The organism is Solibacillus sp. FSL R5-0449, from assembly GCF_037975215.1.
GTDB lineage: Bacteria > Bacillota > Bacilli > Bacillales_A > Planococcaceae > Solibacillus.
Genome location: NZ_CP150239.1, coordinates 2352627 through 2370240 on the forward strand (window position 1 = coordinate 2352627; position 17614 = coordinate 2370240).

Sequence of the window (17614 nt, forward strand, 5' to 3'; positions counted from 1 at the left end):
TAATTTAATGCAAGCTTATAAAAAAACATGTAAGTATAATAAACCTAAACTATGGTATTCTTTTATCTAATATATTGAATTTAGATAGTACTTTCTTTAAAAATAGTTATTGTAAAATTTTTTTCTCTATGCTATTGTATTTCTCAAGAAGTAAATATTAACATTTAAAAGTGGAAGCACCACGATGTAAACTCGACTGTTCGGGTTTATTTCGTGGTGCTTTTTTGTTTACTTCAAACTATAAATTAGCTAAGGAGTAACGTAATATGCAGTATTTAACATCACAATTAATAATCCCAATACCGGAGGATAAAATTATAGTAGATCTCATTGAATACAAAGAATTAAAAGATAACGAACTTGAAGGTTGCTATTGGAGTATGTCTGACTTAGAAAAACGTATTAATAAAAAACGTGATTGGATAACTCAAAATCTACTCTACAACCCTAAATACAAATCATTGCTTGATGTTAAAAATAAGGGGTTTGTTTTTTATCCAGTAAAGAAAGGTCAACAATGGTGTTTTCAAGCAACTAAAATGGCTAAGTTTTTAGAAGATCACTTTGCAGATATTCATAATAACTAACTTTCATTTTTTGACCATATTCAACAATTAAAATAAACTCTTTGTAATTCATTTTGAAAGGACTGATGCTTATGGCTAGCTTCCAGAAAAGGGGGCAATCCTGGCAATATACTGTTAGTTATAAGGATAAAGACGGTAAACATAAAACACTTCGTAAAAGTGGCTTTAAGACTAAAACAGAGGCTAAAAATGCTGCAACACTTGTGGAAACGGAGATATTAGAAGGAAATATAGCGATAGTGAGAAAACAGCCTTTTCATGCTTATTTTCATCGGTGGTACACTACATTCAAAAAAGATTATTCAAAGACTACTATCGCTGCTTATAAAGCCACTGAAAGTAAAATTGCTAATTTTTTTGGTGATAAAGCTATTCATAATATTACTAGATTTGAATATCAAGAATTTATCTCAAAGTTAGGAGAGTCACTTAATCATGGTACAGTATCTAAAACCCACAAACATATCCGCGCTTGTGTAACTGATGCCCTGGAGGATGATTTACTAAAAAAAGATTTCACCCGTAAGGTTATTGTTTCAGGAATAGCACCTAAAAAACATGAGGAAAAATTCATCAATTATAGCGATAGTCAGAAATTATTAAAATACCTTGTAGATAATATTGAATTAGGTTTAGAAAACTATATGTTAATTTTAGCATTAACAACCGGCATGCGTTACGCGGAAATATTAGCATTACAATGGACTGATTTTGATTTTGTTAACGGTTGTATTACGGTTAATAAGCAACTTGAATATAAACATCAAGAACTTACTACAAATGTTCTTAAGAATGTATCTAAATTTAGCCTATATAAAGTTTCACGTACTATTACTCTCGATAAATTCACACTGGATCTTTTTGAGGACTTAAAGAATAACGAGAGTTACATAATAGAAAATCATCTAAATATTATTTTTTATAAAAATGAAATTGGAAAAATTATAACAAATGATCGAATTAACGACGTTTTACGTGCTATTTTAAAACGTTTAAATATTTCACCGGTTATTTCATTTCACGGATTACGCCATACACATGCGAGTATATTACTTTACCAACGTGTTTCAATAGTATATATTTCCGAACGCTTAGGGCACAATAATCTAGATACAACCATTGGTACATACTCACATTTAGTAAGCGAATTGCGTGAAGAAGACTCAAATAAAACCAAATCAATATTTAAACAGTTATACATCAACTAATTAAAAAGAGAAGGGTAATTTTAGTATATAATCCTCCCTTCTCTTTAAACATCTTCATCAGTAAAGCAATTATTATTAAAAGTTAAGTTTATTCTTAATGTATTCCTCTGTGGCACTATGAAGCATATTTTCCCATGAAGTAAAATCAGAATAATTCATAATGAATTCGTCCATTTCTTGATCAGGTATGTCTTCAATATCTTTATACTTCTTAAAGATCTCACTACTTTCAAATTCACTAAAATTTGAAAATCTAGTATTCTTCGCTAAAAAACTATTTGTTAATAGCTCCGTTATCGGTATAGACTTAGTATTAGATACTTCTTCTAACCCTTTCGATAATTGTTTCAGTTTGTTTAAGCCCGTAATCTTAATCCCCATAATATCCACCTCCTTTAATTTTAAAGTTCTACATTTTACCAGGTAATCCTTTATAACAAGATTAATTTAATTAACACTATTTTCATTACTCCATTTCTTCCATATATAATTCCTAGCTTTTAATACTGAATTAATAAAACATAATATATAAATTATTGATACCATCATTATATTCCATCCTATATTAATCCCCATGAATAATGCATCTATTATAAAAATAGTAAAAGACAAAGTACTAACGTATAACATTGCTTTAATTGGTAAGCTATATAGCTTATCTATTTGTTTCTCCCTTAAATCTTGATAAAGTATCTGTTGCAATGTCATCTTGTAAATAAGCATAGATAAAAGATTGGATTTAATTATTATAATTGTATAAGCACTATACCTTGATAAAAAAGGAATGACATCTACAATAAATTCTATAAACAAAAATACTGATGAAAATACGCAACTAGTCAAGATCATTTCCAGCATAAAGATTCTATTTAATAATTTTACATCTTCGGAATTTAATTTTACCATTGTAGTCCTCCATTTCACTATAACCGCGCGGCACTTTTACAGATTATAGACTACATCTAGATAATGCTCAAAAATCTCTCGATGTGTAAAATTTGTGTAAAAACATATCGAAAACTATCCTATACTTTCGTATATAGATAATACGAAAAAACGCTTCAAACTCTTGAATATCAAGGGTTTGAAGCGTTTAATCTTTTGTTCAATCTTATACAATTTGAACCTAAATACGTCCCAGGAGGGATTCGAACCCCCGACCGACGGCTTAGCTTACCACTATAGTTTTCACTACTTATACAGACGTATAATTTGTTGGTCTGGACTATAACTTCACCATTTCAGGTGCGACACGTTTAGTCTCTACGGAACCTCCCGCAATTTCTTGCAGCAAACATTTTACCTGCATAAAGCCATTCAAATGTTCTCGTTTCCTCGGTATTGCCATCAGCATAATCTGTTAAGGGTTTACCGATACGGTGTCGTCCACTTTATACGTTCATTTTCCGTATAAAGGCTCCTATTTACTTAAAGGCCGTTGCTCTATCCTGCTGAGCTACTGAGACAATTTCTTTAAACCAATTGGTAATAAAGACATTTTTTATTATATGGTATATTATATTTAAAGTCAACAAACAAATTAAACAAAATTATTATTTAACTAAAATAATTTTCCATTTGCTAAATTCTGTATTAAAAAAGTGAAGCCCTCATTACTTCAAGGCTTCACATTGTTAATTAACGCTCATAAAACAATTCATCGATCAAATTATTATTATCGTCATAACATTGTAATGTAAAATGTGTGGAAGTTATCGTCAGAGTCACAAATGACTTTTCTTCGATCCGGCGTGGCTTCAACAAGCTGCCCGGATTGATAAATAATATGTCATCAATATATTCTGCACCAAGGATATGTGAATGACCAAAACATACGATTTGTGCGCCGACTTCCTTTGCGCGGTAAATCAGTTTCATCGGAGAGTTTTTCACATCGTATAAATGCCCGTGTGTCACATACACACGATCTCCATTTACCTGAAAAAGCATCTCTTCCAAATAGTTATGGTCATGATCACAGTTCCCTTTCACACGCTCTACTCCTTGCAGAGCAGGATGTGCATACGGTAATTCACTATCACCACAATGGATCACTTTATGCGCATCTGGATGGTAGCCCTTTACACGTTCAATGATTTCCTCGTCACCATGTGTATCACTCATTATCAACAGCTTCATACGTATCCACATCCTTTACATTTCTATACTTAGTTTGACAGCAATGAAACGAAAATTCAATCGTTATTAAACAATTTTTTACAATTTCCAACAATTGCCGAAATTGCTATTTCAGAAATTCTGCTAGCTGTAAGGCCAGTTTGCGAATGGCATTGCCTCGGTGTGAAATGGCGCCTTTTTCTTCAGCAGAAAGTTCCGCCATATGTTTTTCCAAAGCAGGTACATAGAAAATCGGATCATAACCGAATCCGTTTGTCCCCTTCTTCTCATGTGCAATTATACCTTCACATGTGCCGAATACTGTTTTTGTCTCCATGTTCGGTCCAGCAATTGCTAAAGCACAGCAGAAACGGGCTGTACGCTGTTCTTCCGGTACGTCCTTCATGTTTTCCAGCACTTTCACCATATTCGCTTCATCGTCATGGTCGCCGGCATAACGCGCCGAATAAACACCCGGTTCACCGTTTAAAGCATCGATCGCTAATCCGCTGTCATCTGCAATCACGATTTGGCCAAGCATGTTCGCCAATGTTTCCGCCTTTAAAATGGCATTTTCTTCAAAAGTCGTACCTGTCTCTTCAATTTCCACATCTGGAGCAACCTCAAACATTGTGACAACTTCATAGCCAAATGGTCCGAATAATGCTTCAAAGTCTTTCGCTTTTCCTTTGTTCTTCGTGGCGATTACTACTTGTTTCATTATGCTTCCACCTTTCCGATCAAGATTGCGATGTCGCCTAATGCTGTTTTTTGCATTTCGATTAGCTGTGCAATTCCGGCTTCTCCTAAATCGAGTAATTCATTTAGTTCTGAACGGCTGAATGTCGCTTCTTCGCCTGTCCCTTGCAATTCCACAAATTCGCCGGCACCTGTCATAATAACGTTCATATCGACTTGTGCAGCTGAATCTTCCACATAGTTTAAGTCCAAAACTGCGCCAATGTTTTCTAGTTTTCCGACACTCGTCGCAGCTAAATAATCTGTAACCGGGAATTTTACGAATGGCTTGTCAGCACCTAGTTTTGCAATTGCCTGTGTCATCGCTACAAAAGCACCTGTAATCGATGCTGTACGCGTTCCGCCATCTGCCTGGATTACGTCACAGTCAATCCATACCGTTTTTTCACCTAATGCTTCTAAATCAACGACAGCACGTAATGCTCGGCCGATTAAGCGTTGAATTTCCATTGTGCGGCCACTTACCTTCCCTGCAGAGCTTTCACGGCGTGTGCGTTGCTCTGTAGCGCGTGGTAGCATGGAATATTCAGCCGTAATCCAACCTTTACCTTGTCCACGTAAAAAACCAGGTACTTTTTCTTCAATCGTTGCAGTACAAATCACCTTTGTATTTCCAACTGTTATTAATACCGAGCCTTCCGGATGCATTAAATAATTATTATCAATTTGAACTGGACGTAATTCATTCACAGCTCTTAAGTCATGTCTAGTCATTCGTGACCTCCTCAATTTGTTCGCGCACTTATCTTATCACAATTTAAGGTGGGTCTAAAGCAGAAAAGCAAGACATAGAAGGAAAAAGCTCAAATTAGACAAAATGCCTAATTTGAGCTATCAACTATTTTTCGAATGTAATTTTACGGATATCCAATTCACCTTTTTCCAGCCAACGTTCCGCTATGGAACGGAAAATCGGCACAGAGCCAGATGCATGCAGAATATGGTGCGGCGGTTTTTCGTCTGTTCGTAATTGTCCTGTGTAGCTTAAAATCGCTTCAACATCTTTAGCCGTTTCTTCGGCAGATGACAGGACGTGAACTTGTGAGCCTACTGCTGCTTCAATTTGCTTTTGTAAAATAGGATAATGTGTACAGCCTAAAATGACTGTATCAAATCGCTCATCTTCAAGCGGTTTTAATCCTTTCGCAACAAGGTCATACGAAAATTGGCCTTCGTATTCGCCACTTTCAACGAGTGGCACAAATGTCGGACAGGCAAGTGGAATTATTTTCGCTTTTGTCGACAATGATTTCACTGCTTCTTCATATGCGCCACTTTTGATCGTGCCTTCTGTCGCTAATACGACAACTTCATTGCGCTTTGTCTTTTTTATGGCCGCTCGTGCCCCTGCATTAATAACTCCTAAAACCGGAAATGGCATATGCTTTTGCAGACTTTCCAATGCAACGGCAGTCGCAGTATTACATGCAATGACAAGCATCTTCACATTCATCTTTTCGAGCGCTTTTGCCATCTCCCATGTAAAATTGCGGACTTCTTGCTTTGTGCGTGGCCCGTAAGGACATCGCGCCGTATCACCTATATAATATATTGTTTCATTCGGCAAAAGCTCCATAATTGCTTTTGCCACTGTTAACCCGCCAACTCCGGAATCGATAACACCTATTGGGGCATTCACTTGTACCGCCTCTATCCTATTTCATTAATAAATGTAGTTTTTGTAATGTTCTTGATAATTGCTCAAACTCTTCTGCGTTAAATTCCTGTGTAATATCCCGCAAATAATTTTGACGCTTTAAAATTACTTCCTGGATAATTCTTTCGCCTTCAGGTAAAAGATGAATCCGTACAACACGTCGATCATTTTCGTCACGTACACGCTGTACCAATTCATTTTTCTCCATCCGGTCCACTAAATCTGTCGTTGTCGAAAATGCTAAATACATTTTCGTCGACAAGTCACCGATCGTCATATCACCCGATTCATGCAACCATTGCAATGCAATAAATTGCGGAGGTGTAATCGTATAATTGCTTAAAATTTCTCGACCTTTTTGCTTGATTAAGTGTGAAATATATCTTAGTTCTTTTTCCAGGATTGCTACAGATTCAGAGCTATGTGTGCTGTGATCTTTCATCTACTCCATTCACTCCTCGATGCGTTTCATAGTTCTATTTTGAAGTTTTTTTCATAAAATAGCAAGCATCGAATCAGTATATCGACAATTCCTGAAGTCTTAATAACTCAAGAATCGCTTGCGTACGACTTGATACACCCAGCTTTTGAATCGTATTGGAAATATGATTACGAACGGTTTTTTCACTAATGCCTAGCTTAGTTGATATTTCCCGTGTTGAATAGTCCTTTATTAATAGCTCAAAAATCTCGCGTTCTCTTTTTGTTAACAGCGAACGATGCTGCGGACGATTCATTTTGCAACACCCTCCTATCCTCTTCTTTGTACATTATGTCGAAAATACAAAGCAGGTGAGGGCATTTAACTATTTCCCAAGCAATAATTTTTTTTGTTCTTCCAGTAACGGGACACCTTTCCCCGTGTCACTGCTCAATTGTACAAGCGTTCCGCGCCCTGTATAGCACACTTCATCTTTTTCATTTTTCACCATATAATGCAAATCCATCGATGATGTGCCGATTGATGCGGTTTTAACAAATATTGTCAATTCTTCGTCGAAAAACACTTCTTTTAAATAATCACATTGGATATCCGCAACAACGAGCATATTTCCCGTATCTGATCCTGCTGTAAAATCAAATCCTAATGCTTTAAAATATTCGATACGTGCATACTCGAAATAGGCAAATACTTTTGTATTGTTCACATGCCCGTACATATCCGTTTCCGAAAAACGCACCTTTACCTTTGTCGAAAACGAAAATCCTGCCATCCATTCTGTTGCATCCTGAATATATGTAGCTCGCATAATAAATTCCCCCTTTGTTTGATTCCATCATCATCCCCTGATAATGAATACTCATTCATTATAGCATAATTTGTCAGAAATCAAAAAGCGGACTCAAAACAAAAAGACCCCCACCTAGGTGAGGGTCAATTATATTCATTCGATTAGTCAACCATGTGGTCAGAACCGAAGAAGTTTTTGAACATTTGAACTGTTGTTTCACGGTTAAGTGCAGCGATAGATGTTGTCAAAGGAATACCTTTTGGACATGCAGCTACACAGTTTTGTGAGTTACCGCAGTTTGCAAGACCACCATCGCCCATGATTGCATTTAAACGCTCGTCTTTATTCATTGCACCTGTTGGGTGTGTGTTGAATAAACGTACTTGAGATAATGCAAATGGACCGATGAATGATGCAGATTCAGAAACGTTTGGACATGCTTCCATACATACACCACAAGTCATACATTTTGATAATTCATAAGCCCATTGACGTTTGCGCTCTGGCATACGAGGACCTTCGCCTAAATCATAAGTACCATCGATAGGTACCCATGCTTTAACTTTCTTAAGTGCGTTAAACATGCGCTCACGGTCTACTTGTAAGTCACGGATAACCGGGAAAGTTTTCATTGGCTCTAAACGAATTGGTTGAGTTAACTTGTCTACTAATGCTGAACAAGATTGTTGTGGACGTCCGTTGATTACCATTGAACATGCACCACAAACTTCTTCCAGACAGTTCATATCCCATGCTACTGGAGTCGTTTTTTGACCATCAGCAGTAACAGGATTTTTTTGAATATGCATTAGAGCAGAAATAACGTTCATACCTGGACGGTAAGGAACTTCAAACTTCTCAACGCGTGTAGCACCATTCTCATTGTCTTGACGAACGATTTCTAACTTAACTGTTCTATCAGTATTTACTGTTTCCACTGTTTAGTTCCCCCTTCTACGCTGAGTAGTCGCGTTTACGTGGTGGAATTAACGAAACGTCTACATCGGCATAAGTAATAATTGGTTCGCCCGTTGCCGGATCGAACTTCGCCATAGTTGTTTTTAAGAAGTTTTCATCATCACGTTCAGGGAATTCAGGCTTGTAGTGAGCCCCACGAGATTCGTTACGTAATAATGCACCCTTAGTCATAACTTTAGCTAAATATAGCATGTTCTTTAACTGACGAGTGAAGTGAGCACCTTGATTCGACCATTTTTGTGTGTCGTTAATGTTGATGTTTTCCCAACGCTCTTGAAGTTCAGTTAATTTCGCATAAGTTTCTTCTAGTTTTGCGTTTACACGTACAACAGTCATGTTGTCAGTCATCCACTCACCAAGTTCTTTGTGTAGTAAGTAAGCGTTTTCTGTACCATCCATTTTTAGGATAGCTTCCCATTTTTCTGTTTCTTCCTGTACGCGACGCGTATAGATTTCTTCAGGTAAATCTTCTGCATGCTTTTTAAGTCCTTTAATGTACTTAACAGCATTTGGACCTGCAACCATACCACCGTAAATCGCTGATAATAATGAGTTCGCACCTAAACGGTTTGCACCGTGTTGTGAGTAGTCACATTCACCTGCAGCGAATAAACCAGGGATTTCAGTCATTTGGTCATAGTCAACCCATAATCCACCCATTGAATAGTGTACCGCTGGGAAGATTTTCATCGGTAATTTACGTGGGTCATCACCTACGAATTTTTCGTAGATTTCGATGATACCACCTAGTTTAATATCTAATTCATGAGGATCTTTATGGGATAAGTCTAAGTATACCATGTTTTCCCCGTTAATACCCAATTTTTGATTTACACACACGTCAAAAATCTCACGTGTTGCGATATCACGTGGTACTAAGTTACCGTAAGCTGGATATTTCTCTTCTAGGAAGTACCAAGGCTTACCGTCTTTATACGTCCATACACGTCCACCTTCACCACGAGCAGATTCAGACATTAGACGGTTTTTGTCGTCTCCAGGAATCGCTGTTGGGTGAATTTGAATCATTTCACCATTTGAATATGTTGCACCTTGTTGGTAAACAATCGATGCTGCAGAACCAGTGTTGATTACTGAGTTTGTTGTTTTACCGAAGATAATACCAGGACCACCTGTTGCCATAATTACAGCATCAGAGCGGAATGAGCGAATTTCTTCACTACGTAAATCTTGTGCTACGATACCGCGGCAAACGCCTTCGTCATCAAGCACTGCACCAAGGAATTCCCAGTGCTCATATTTCGTAACTAAACCAGCTACTTCGTGTGAACGAACTTGCTCGTCTAGTGCGTATAATAATTGTTGACCAGTAGTCGCACCAGAGAATGCTGTACGGTGCATTAACGTACCACCGAAACGACGGAAGTCAAGTAAACCTTCTGGAGTACGGTTGAACATTACACCCATACGGTCCATTAAGTGGATAATACCAGGTGCTGCATCACACATACCTTTAACTGGTGGTTGGTTCGCTAAGAAGTCACCACCATAAACTGTATCATCAAAGTGGATCCATGGAGAATCCCCTTCACCTTTTGTATTAACTGCTCCGTTAATTCCGCCTTGTGCACATACAGAGTGTGAACGTTTAACCGGAACTAACGAGAATAATTCAACTTCAGTACCAACTTCAGCTGCTTTAATCGTAGCCATTAAGCCAGCAAGACCGCCACCAACGACGATAACTTTACTTTTTGCCATGATTATTTCTCACTCCTCATTAATTGCTAAAACTTTTACTCATATTCCATTCCGTCTAGGTACTTAACTATGTAGTAGTGACTAAGTTAAGTGATTAAACGAATGCTAAGATAGCTGCAACACCAACGATTGCTAATACTACGAAGATTAACAATGTAACATAAGTTGCGATTCGTTGAGATTTGTTAGATTGTGTAATACCCCAGCTTACTAAGAACGACCATAAACCGTTCGCTAAGTGGAATGCTGCTGAAACGATACCTAAAATGTAGAATACTAACATTAATGGATTATCAACGATTTCAACCATCATATTAAATTCAACTTCAGCACCTAATGCTTTTTGGATACGTGTTTGGAAAATATGCCACGCAATGAAGATTACAAGGAAGATCCCTGTGAAACGTTGCAATGCAAACATCCAGTTACGGAATGTGCTGAAACGTCCCGTGTTGTATGTCGCTGTAAAAGCAATATACACTCCATAGAATCCGTGGAACATTAATGGAATATAGATAATAATCCATTCCATCGCTAACAATAACGAGTGTGGAAGTAATTCCATAACACCTGTAGCGTTATTGTAAGTTTCCTCACCGCCAATTGCAGTGAAGTTCAGAAATAAGTGGAACACCAAGAACAACCCGACAGGAACTACACCTAGTAACGAGTGTAAGCGGCGCCATAAAAATTCACGATCTTTCGACAAAACTGTTACCCCCCTTAGTACTTGAAATACACATGCGCAACGCCTCAAATTTGTAAAAGTTGGGATGTTGACTGCGCATTTCATCATGGTACAATATTATGACATGTCCATTGTACTCTCAACAGATACTAGCGTCAAGGCAACGCAGGATATTTTATAATCATTTTAAAGACGGTTTTACGCTGTTTTGAGAACCGTTTTTTCTGCTTATAACTCTTTTCTTCACGAAAGAATGAAAATTATACGAAAATTTATGAAAGAGGTTTTTTATATGGAAGGGTACAAAATGAAAACGATTCCAACTTTTGGCTACGAAATCATTCGTGACCATCTTCTTCCTTCTATTTTAGGAAAGCATGAAGAAGATGTTTTATATTGGGCAGGTAAAGAAATTGCAAGAAAGTTCCCATTATTTTCAATGGATGAACTGCCTTCATTTTTCATGGAAGCTGGCTGGGGCCAGTTAATTCTGGAAAAGGAAACGAAGGACGAACTTCACTACATACTTTCGACATCTGAGGAATTGCCACTTAATATTGTACAACGTTGTTTCCGTCTTGAAGCCGGCTTTTTGGCAGAGCAGAAGCAAAAACAGCTTGGCTATTTGACGGAATGCTATGAAGAAAAAGACAATGACAAACACATCGTAAAATTTACGTTAAAATGGGATTTAAAAGAGAAAATTTAGTCTTCAACTTATCATAATTATCTATTGGTGAAGATGCAAATTTGCACAATAAAAAAGCTGGAAATAAGCTACTTCAGCTCATTTCCAGCTATTACTTTAAGAAGCGGTTACTTCTTTCATTGCCAAATCGAATTCCTCATGCAGCACATTCGCAGCACGAACCATTTCTTCCTGTGGTACAACGACAGACACTTTGATTTCCGAAGTGCTGACCATTTTTACAGGAATATGTTCGCGTCCCAAACGTGCAAACATGCGAGCTGCCACCCCAGGATTGGATGCCATCGCAGAACCGATAATCGATACTTTCGCTAAACCTACTTCAAAATCTGCAAAACTAAATCCAAGTGATAATTTACTAGTTTCCAGAACCCGTAATGCTTCCGCAAACTCATCCTTGGAAATTGAAAAGGAAATGGTCGGCTTCACGCCATCAATGACTGCTTGAACAATAATATCCACATTGATATCATTTTCTGCTAAAACACTAAACACTTCTGCCAATGACGCGGTTTCATACGAATCATAGCCGATCGTCAAACGAATAATATCCGATTCGTAGGCTATCCCGCGTACAAGTAAGTTTTTCTCCATGTCTACATCCCCTTTAATAAAAGTGCCTTCCACGTCCTGTACGAAAGAACGTACAATGAGCGGTATATTGTATTTTTTGGCAAGTTCAACCGCACGTGGTTGCAATATTTTAGCCCCTAAATTTGCAAATTCCAACATCTCATCATAAGAAACTTCCGGTAGTTTCCTAGATCCCTTTACAATTTCTGGGTCTGCTGTGAAAATCCCTTCAACCGATGAAAAAATCTCGACACGCTCTGCTTCGAGGGCAACCGCAAGTGCAACCGCTGAAGTTTCAGAACCTCCTTTGCCGAATGTTGAAATATTGTCTGTCCCCGTAACTCCTTGAAAACCTGCTACGACGACGATTTCGCCTAATGCCAAATGTTCCTGAATTCGTTTACTATCGACATGATCGATCCGTGCGTTACCATGCTTTTGATTTGTATGGATACCTGTTTGCCATCCAGCTAAAGAGACAGCTTTGCCTCCATGCTCCTGAATCGCCATTGCAAGCATCGCACTTGTTATTTGTGTTGCTGATGAGACGAATGCATCCATTTCCCGTTTCGACGGCTCATCGGTAATTTCAGCAGCATATTGTCTCAATTCTCGTCGTATAGCGGGCATTGAAGAAACGACAACGACTAAGTTTATGCCACGCCCTTGCTCTTTTATCACTTTTTTAGCTAGGTGTACTATTTTTTCCGGTGTAGTCAATGCCGGACCGCCAAACTTTACAACAACTGTCTCCATTCTTTTCCCTCCTTAAATTTGAAAACAAAAAAGACGGCTTTCCGAGTTCATGGAAAGCCGCCGTCAATACAAATAATAGTTATAAGTTTTTCAGGATAGCCCTCCAGAACATAAAGCTCTGACAGTTTTACATCTCTTAAATGCAAAACCAGCAAACTGCGCGAACAATACGCACTTCACTTCGGCAGGACCCCCTTTCGATTGCTGTCAATGGAATTGTTCTTCCTCGAGCAATGTACTGTTGAATACTGCGCCTCTATCTTAGTAAATATTGAATTGTCTTTTATATTAGCACAACCCTATTCTTTATTCAATGGTGCTTCATGAAAATGACGATAGATGACTTCCGCCAATTTTGCCGGTACTCCTGATTCCTGCAGCTGCAGCTCGCTTGCTTCGCGAATTTTTTTCACTGAACCAAAATGCTTCATAAGCTGCTGCTTTCGCTTCGGACCCACTCCTTCAATCCCATCAAGAACAGAAGTAATGGCATTCGTTTGATGCTGCTGACGTAAAAATGTAATCGCAAATCGGTGAACTTCATCTTGAATACGCTGCAATAAATAGAAGCCGTCACTTGTACGCTTCAACGGTACAACTCCCGGAGGCGTACCAAATAAAAGCTGGGACGTATTATGCTTTTCGTCTTTAGCAAGTCCTGCAATCGGGATGACTAAGCCAAGTTCGTCTTCGATTACTTCACGTGCGACTTCCATTTGTCCTTTTCCCCCATCGATGAGAATCAGGTCAGGCAATGGCAGATTTTCTCGCAGTACACGTGTATAGCGGCGTCGAATGACTTCCTGCATCGCGCCATAGTCATCATGCTTGGCCGCTTCCCTTGTTTTATATTTCCGGTATTCCTTTTTCGCAGGCTTCCCGTCGATGAAAACAACCATCGCCGATACCGGGTCTGCACCATGCATATGACTGTTATCAAACGCCTCTATTCTAAGCGGCAACGGAATTTGCATTGCTTCAGCAAGCGCTTCACAAGCCCCTACTGTCCGCTCTTCTTGACGTTCAATCAACTGGAATTTCTCATGAATGGCGATTTCCGCATTTTTCATCGCCAGATCAACAAGCTCTTTTTTGGAACCGCGCTTTGGTGTCAGTACCTTCACATTCAAAAGCTTTTGTAAAATTGTTTCGTTAATCGATTTCGGTACAAAAATCTCTTTTGGCAATAGATGATGCGGCTGTTCGTAAAAACGCCCGACAAATGTTAAAAATTCCTCTTCCGGCTCATTATAGATCGGGAAAACCGAAACATCCCGCTCAATGAGTTTACCTTGACGCACGAAAAACACCTGAACACACATCCAGCCTTTTTCCACTGCATAGCCAAATACATCCCGGTTGCTTAAATCATCTGTGACGATTTTTTGCTTTTCCATAATCTGATCAATATGGGCAATCAAATCCCGGAATTCCTTTGCCCGCTCAAACTCCAGATTTTCGGCTGCATCCAGCATTTTTTGCTGAAGGTCTTGTTGTATTTCTTCGACGCCCCCATTTAAGAACTTCGAAATCTCATCAATCATTTCATCATACACCTGTTTTTCAATATCCTTTACACACGGTGCCAAACATTGACCTAAGTGATAGTACAGGCACACCTGGTTAGGCAGATGCGTACATTTACGAAGCGGGTACAGACGGTCCAGTAATTTACGCGTTTCGTTCGCCGCATAGGCATTCGGATACGGACCGAAATATTTCGCTTTATCCTTCTTCACTTTTCTTGTCGTAATAATACGAGGGTATCGTTCATTCGTTATTTTTATATAAGGATACGTTTTATCATCCGTTAGTTTTACATTATACTTCGGGTCATGCAGCTTAATTAAATTCAGCTCCAGAATAAGGGCTTCCAAATCGCTTGAAGTCACAATATATTCGAAGTCTTCAATCTCACTGACTAGTCTTGCAGTTTTCCCGTCATGACTTCCCGTAAAGTAAGAACGTACTCGATTTTTCAATACTTTCGCCTTACCAACGTAGATAATCGTGCCTTGACGGTCTTTCATAATATAGCAACCTGATTCATTTGGCAGTATTTCTAGTTTTGCTTTTATGATTGCATTCATTTTCTCACCTGTTTAATATGTCCTTTCTTTTATTTTAACTGATTGGGGTATAAGAAAAAAGCCGTACACCTTATACGGCATACGGCTTGTTGACATATCAGTAACGCCTTGGCGTTTGAATGGTCAATGGTTTAATTATTTGTTGTCGTTAATGAAATCAACTAAAGCTTCTTTTGGCATGAAGCCAGCAGTTTTTGCTTTTAATTCACCATCTACGAATAATAATAATGATGGGATTGACATGATTTGGTAATCAGCAGCAGTACCTTGGTTGTTATCAACATCAACTTTTACGATTTTAACATCGTTACCGATTTCTGAATCTAATTCTTCAAGAACTGGAGCGATCATTTTACATGGTCCGCACCAAGTAGCCCAAAAGTCTACTAAAACTGTGCCGTTTGAAATTTCTTGTGGAAATGTTTGATCTGTCGCGTGTACAATTGCCATATTAAATAGCCTCCTTAAATAACATATGGTTGTAGTATAGCATGTTTTCCCAATTAAACAGTAGTAAAATGCTTGGGAATATCATGACCCTCAAATTTAGCCATTGTTTCCGATGGATTTTAGAGGATATTAGAAGAACTATACCCTTTATTTAAACAATTTAATGCATTATACGATATCCATTTCTCTTCACACCATACTTACCTCACCATAATAAAAATTAAAAGGCTCCCTTCAAAAGAAGGAAGCCCCTAATCACTTGTTAAGCATTTACTTTAAGTGCTTTAAACTCTTCGATTAACATTGGCACTACTTCGAATAAGTCGCCAACGATACCGTAGTCTGCTACTTTAAAGATATTCGCTTCTGGATCTTTGTTGATCGCAACAATCACTTTTGAGTTCGACATACCAGCTAAATGCTGGATCGCACCAGAAATCCCTGCAGCGATATATAAATCAGGTGTTACAACTTTACCAGTTTGGCCGATTTGTAATGAGTAATCGCAATATTCAGCATCACATGCACCACGAGATGCGCCAACTGCTCCACCTAGTAAATTAGCAAGCTCTTTTAATGGCTCAAAACCTTCTTCTGATTTAACACCACGACCACCTGCAACTACTACTTTCGCTTCTGAAAGATCTACACCTTCAGTTGATTTGCGTACAACTTCTTTGATGATTGTACGTAAATTTGTAATATCAACTGATACTGATGATACTTCACCAGAACGAGAATCGTCTTTTACTAATGGCGGAATATTGTTTGGACGAATTGTCGCAAAAATAATACCCTCTTTGATTTTTACTTTTTCAAATGCTTTACCAGAGTAGATTGGGCGAACAAATACTGTATCATCGCCTGCTCCCTGAATTTCCGTAACATCTGAAATTAAACCAGATTGTAAGCGTGAAGCAATTTTTGGCGATAAGTCTTTACCTAAAGAAGTATGACCGAAAACGATTGCTTCTGGATTTTCTTGTTCTATTACTGCTAAAATTGCTTGGCTGTATCCGTCAGATGTATAGTTTTTCAAATGTGGATGTTCTACTGTGATAACACGGCTCGCTCCGTATGCGATTAATTCCTGTGTTAATTCAGCTACTGCATCCCCAACTAATAAACCTACTACTTCACCGCCGTCAGCGATTTGTAAACCTGCTGCAATTGCTTCAAATGAAACGTTACGTAAGCTCCCTTCGCGAACTTCACCTAACACTAAAACTTTCTTTGACATAGAATATCCCTCCATTACCATCTTCGTAAAAATTTTCGTACGCTAGTTGACTTCTATTAGACTACTTTTGCTTCGTTATGAAGTAAGTTTACTAATTCTTTTACCTGTGCAGAAAGATCGCCTTCTAATACACGACCAGCCGCTTTTTGTGGCGGTAAGTAAATTTCAACTGTTTCTACTTTTACTTCAACATCGTCTTCATCGATATCCAAATCATCCAATTCCAGTTCTGCAAGCGGTTTCTTCTTCGCTTTCATAATTCCCGGTAAAGATGGGTAACGCGGCTCGTTTAAACCTTGTTGAGCTGTTACTAATAATGGTAATGATGTTTCTAATACTTCAGCGTCCCCTTCGATATCACGCACAATCTTAACGTTCGTGCCTTCGATTTCCAATGAAGTAATAGTTGTTACGTAGTTAATGCCCAGCAGGTCTGCTAAGCGCGGGCCAACTTGTCCTGAACCACCATCGATCGCTACATTTCCTGCTAAAATTAAATCTGCTTCTTTGTCTTTTAAATATTCCGCTAAAATATAAGCTGAAGAATATTGGTCAAGCTCATCTAAATCATCTTCTGTATTAATCAATACCGCTTCATCGGCACCCATTGCTAAAGCTGTACGTAACTGCTTTTCTGCATCTTCGCCACCGATTGTCACAACTGTTACTTTACCGCCTAATGCGTCACGCTTTTGAATTGCTTCTTCAATTGCGTACTCATCATATGGATTGATGATGAATTCTGCACCATCTTCCTGAATTTTACCGCCTGATACGACGATTTTTTCTTCTGTGTCAAAAGTACGTTTTACTAATACAAAAATATTCATAATCTAGACCTCCTAAA

Annotated in this window: 20 protein-coding genes and 1 riboswitch; of the genes, 3 read left to right on the forward strand and 17 right to left on the reverse strand. The window is 38.3% G+C overall.

Annotation, left to right across the window (positions count from 1 at the left end):
- Positions 1-266: 266 nt before the first annotated feature.
- Both MKY27_RS11750 and MKY27_RS11755 read left to right on the forward strand, forming a co-directional pair.
- Positions 267-587 (forward strand): DUF771 domain-containing protein, encoded by a 321-nt coding sequence (locus MKY27_RS11750; protein WP_014823173.1) that lies wholly within the window; start codon positions 267-269, stop codon positions 585-587.
- Positions 588-658: 71 nt separating this feature from the next.
- Positions 659-1795 carry a site-specific integrase gene (locus tag MKY27_RS11755; RefSeq protein ID WP_339195266.1) on the forward strand — a complete coding sequence of 379 codons (1137 nt, stop codon included), beginning with the start codon at positions 659-661 and terminating at the stop codon, positions 1793-1795.
- A gap of 75 nt (positions 1796-1870) precedes the next feature.
- On the opposite strand, the gene MKY27_RS11760 is transcribed toward MKY27_RS11755, so the two are convergent.
- The 12 genes from MKY27_RS11760 to MKY27_RS11815 all read right to left on the reverse strand — a co-directional run bounded on the left by MKY27_RS11760 (position 1871) and on the right by MKY27_RS11815 (position 10970).
- A complete protein-coding gene (locus MKY27_RS11760) occupies positions 1871-2176 on the reverse strand; it encodes a hypothetical protein (RefSeq protein WP_339195267.1) in 306 nt (101 codons plus the stop codon).
- A gap of 66 nt (positions 2177-2242) precedes the next feature.
- Positions 2243-2701, reverse strand: coding sequence for a hypothetical protein (locus MKY27_RS11765; RefSeq protein WP_339195269.1), 459 nt, complete (start codon positions 2699-2701; stop codon positions 2243-2245).
- A 732-nt stretch (positions 2702-3433) separates the two neighbouring features.
- The gene (locus MKY27_RS11770) at positions 3434-3934 is read right to left on the reverse strand and encodes a metallophosphoesterase (protein WP_339195272.1); all 501 of its coding nucleotides are present in this window, start codon (positions 3932-3934) and stop codon (positions 3434-3436) included.
- Between the two features lie 106 nt (positions 3935-4040).
- Positions 4041-4634, reverse strand: a complete 594-nt coding sequence (locus tag MKY27_RS11775; RefSeq protein ID WP_339172386.1) for an XTP/dITP diphosphatase — start codon at positions 4632-4634, stop codon at positions 4041-4043.
- On the reverse strand, positions 4634-5386 hold the full coding sequence (rph, locus tag MKY27_RS11780; RefSeq protein WP_339195274.1) for a ribonuclease PH: 753 nt from the start codon (positions 5384-5386) through the stop codon (positions 4634-4636). The genes MKY27_RS11775 and rph overlap by 1 nt, the downstream gene beginning before the upstream one ends.
- A 124-nt stretch (positions 5387-5510) precedes the next feature.
- Complete coding sequence (racE, locus tag MKY27_RS11785) at positions 5511-6311, reverse strand: glutamate racemase (protein ID WP_339195276.1); 801 nt, start codon at positions 6309-6311, stop codon at positions 5511-5513.
- 16 nt (positions 6312-6327) lie between these two features.
- Complete coding sequence (locus MKY27_RS11790) at positions 6328-6771, reverse strand: MarR family transcriptional regulator (protein WP_339172394.1); 444 nt, start codon at positions 6769-6771, stop codon at positions 6328-6330.
- A 73-nt stretch (positions 6772-6844) separates the two neighbouring features.
- On the reverse strand, positions 6845-7066 hold the full coding sequence (locus tag MKY27_RS11795; RefSeq protein ID WP_008405041.1) for a LuxR C-terminal-related transcriptional regulator: 222 nt from the start codon (positions 7064-7066) through the stop codon (positions 6845-6847).
- A 69-nt stretch (positions 7067-7135) separates the two neighbouring features.
- Entirely contained in the window at positions 7136-7579 is a 444-nt protein-coding gene (locus MKY27_RS11800) for a thioesterase family protein (RefSeq protein WP_339195278.1), read from the reverse strand.
- A 143-nt stretch (positions 7580-7722) separates the two neighbouring features.
- Complete coding sequence (gene sdhB / locus MKY27_RS11805; RefSeq protein ID WP_251686562.1) at positions 7723-8499, reverse strand: succinate dehydrogenase iron-sulfur subunit; 777 nt, start codon at positions 8497-8499, stop codon at positions 7723-7725.
- A gap of 16 nt (positions 8500-8515) precedes the next feature.
- On the reverse strand, positions 8516-10261 hold the full coding sequence (sdhA, locus tag MKY27_RS11810; protein ID WP_339195281.1) for a succinate dehydrogenase flavoprotein subunit: 1746 nt from the start codon (positions 10259-10261) through the stop codon (positions 8516-8518).
- 94 nt (positions 10262-10355) lie between these two features.
- Entirely contained in the window at positions 10356-10970 is a 615-nt protein-coding gene (locus tag MKY27_RS11815; RefSeq protein ID WP_339172403.1) for a succinate dehydrogenase cytochrome b558 subunit, read from the reverse strand.
- Between the two features lie 271 nt (positions 10971-11241).
- Here MKY27_RS11815 and MKY27_RS11820 point away from each other — a divergent pair, with 271 nt between their 5' ends.
- Positions 11242-11658: a YslB family protein gene (locus MKY27_RS11820; protein WP_339172406.1), complete on the forward strand. Its 417-nt coding sequence runs from the start codon at positions 11242-11244 to the stop codon at positions 11656-11658.
- Between the two features lie 96 nt (positions 11659-11754).
- On the opposite strand, the gene MKY27_RS11825 is transcribed toward MKY27_RS11820, so the two are convergent.
- The 5 genes from MKY27_RS11825 to MKY27_RS11845 all read right to left on the reverse strand — a co-directional run bounded on the left by MKY27_RS11825 (position 11755) and on the right by MKY27_RS11845 (position 17597).
- Positions 11755-12987, reverse strand: coding sequence for an aspartate kinase (locus MKY27_RS11825; RefSeq protein ID WP_339195284.1), 1233 nt, complete (start codon positions 12985-12987; stop codon positions 11755-11757).
- 88 nt (positions 12988-13075) lie between these two features.
- Positions 13076-13254: riboswitch (Lysine riboswitch) on the reverse strand.
- A 32-nt stretch (positions 13255-13286) separates the two neighbouring features.
- Positions 13287-15077 carry an excinuclease ABC subunit UvrC gene (uvrC, locus tag MKY27_RS11830; protein ID WP_339172410.1) on the reverse strand — a complete coding sequence of 597 codons (1791 nt, stop codon included), beginning with the start codon at positions 15075-15077 and terminating at the stop codon, positions 13287-13289.
- A 135-nt stretch (positions 15078-15212) separates the two neighbouring features.
- Entirely contained in the window at positions 15213-15527 is a 315-nt protein-coding gene (trxA, locus tag MKY27_RS11835; RefSeq protein WP_339172413.1) for a thioredoxin, read from the reverse strand.
- Between the two features lie 262 nt (positions 15528-15789).
- Positions 15790-16767: an electron transfer flavoprotein subunit alpha/FixB family protein gene (locus tag MKY27_RS11840; RefSeq protein WP_339195286.1), complete on the reverse strand. Its 978-nt coding sequence runs from the start codon at positions 16765-16767 to the stop codon at positions 15790-15792.
- Positions 16768-16823: 56 nt separating this feature from the next.
- A complete protein-coding gene (locus tag MKY27_RS11845; RefSeq protein ID WP_339195289.1) occupies positions 16824-17597 on the reverse strand; it encodes an electron transfer flavoprotein subunit beta/FixA family protein in 774 nt (257 codons plus the stop codon).
- Positions 17598-17614 lie beyond the last annotated feature (17 nt).

Excerpts from the sequence above, each read along its gene's own strand:
- MKY27_RS11750 (WP_014823173.1), top strand. The coding sequence starts at position 267 with ATGCAGTATTTAACATCACAATTAATAATCCCAATACCGGAGGATAAA.
- MKY27_RS11795 (WP_008405041.1), bottom strand. The coding sequence starts at position 7,066 with ATGAATCGTCCGCAGCATCGTTCGCTGTTAACAAAAAGAGAACGCGAG.
- uvrC (WP_339172410.1), bottom strand. The coding sequence starts at position 15,077 with ATGAATGCAATCATAAAAGCAAAACTAGAAATACTGCCAAATGAATCA.
- trxA (WP_339172413.1), bottom strand. The coding sequence starts at position 15,527 with ATGGCAATTGTACACGCGACAGATCAAACATTTCCACAAGAAATTTCA.
- MKY27_RS11775 (WP_339172386.1), bottom strand. The coding sequence starts at position 4,634 with ATGAAACAAGTAGTAATCGCCACGAAGAACAAAGGAAAAGCGAAAGAC.
- MKY27_RS11845 (WP_339195289.1), bottom strand. The coding sequence starts at position 17,597 with ATGAATATTTTTGTATTAGTAAAACGTACTTTTGACACAGAAGAAAAA.
- MKY27_RS11790 (WP_339172394.1), bottom strand. The coding sequence starts at position 6,771 with ATGAAAGATCACAGCACACATAGCTCTGAATCTGTAGCAATCCTGGAA.
- MKY27_RS11800 (WP_339195278.1), bottom strand. The coding sequence starts at position 7,579 with ATGCGAGCTACATATATTCAGGATGCAACAGAATGGATGGCAGGATTT.
- rph (WP_339195274.1), bottom strand. The coding sequence starts at position 5,386 with ATGACTAGACATGACTTAAGAGCTGTGAATGAATTACGTCCAGTTCAA.
- MKY27_RS11820 (WP_339172406.1), top strand. The coding sequence starts at position 11,242 with ATGGAAGGGTACAAAATGAAAACGATTCCAACTTTTGGCTACGAAATC.
- MKY27_RS11840 (WP_339195286.1), bottom strand. The coding sequence starts at position 16,767 with ATGTCAAAGAAAGTTTTAGTGTTAGGTGAAGTTCGCGAAGGGAGCTTA.
- MKY27_RS11765 (WP_339195269.1), bottom strand. The coding sequence starts at position 2,701 with ATGGTAAAATTAAATTCCGAAGATGTAAAATTATTAAATAGAATCTTT.
- MKY27_RS11760 (WP_339195267.1), bottom strand. The coding sequence starts at position 2,176 with ATGGGGATTAAGATTACGGGCTTAAACAAACTGAAACAATTATCGAAA.
- MKY27_RS11770 (WP_339195272.1), bottom strand. The coding sequence starts at position 3,934 with ATGAAGCTGTTGATAATGAGTGATACACATGGTGACGAGGAAATCATT.
- sdhA (WP_339195281.1), bottom strand. The coding sequence starts at position 10,261 with ATGGCAAAAAGTAAAGTTATCGTCGTTGGTGGCGGTCTTGCTGGCTTA.
- MKY27_RS11755 (WP_339195266.1), top strand. The coding sequence starts at position 659 with ATGGCTAGCTTCCAGAAAAGGGGGCAATCCTGGCAATATACTGTTAGT.
- MKY27_RS11825 (WP_339195284.1), bottom strand. The coding sequence starts at position 12,987 with ATGGAGACAGTTGTTGTAAAGTTTGGCGGTCCGGCATTGACTACACCG.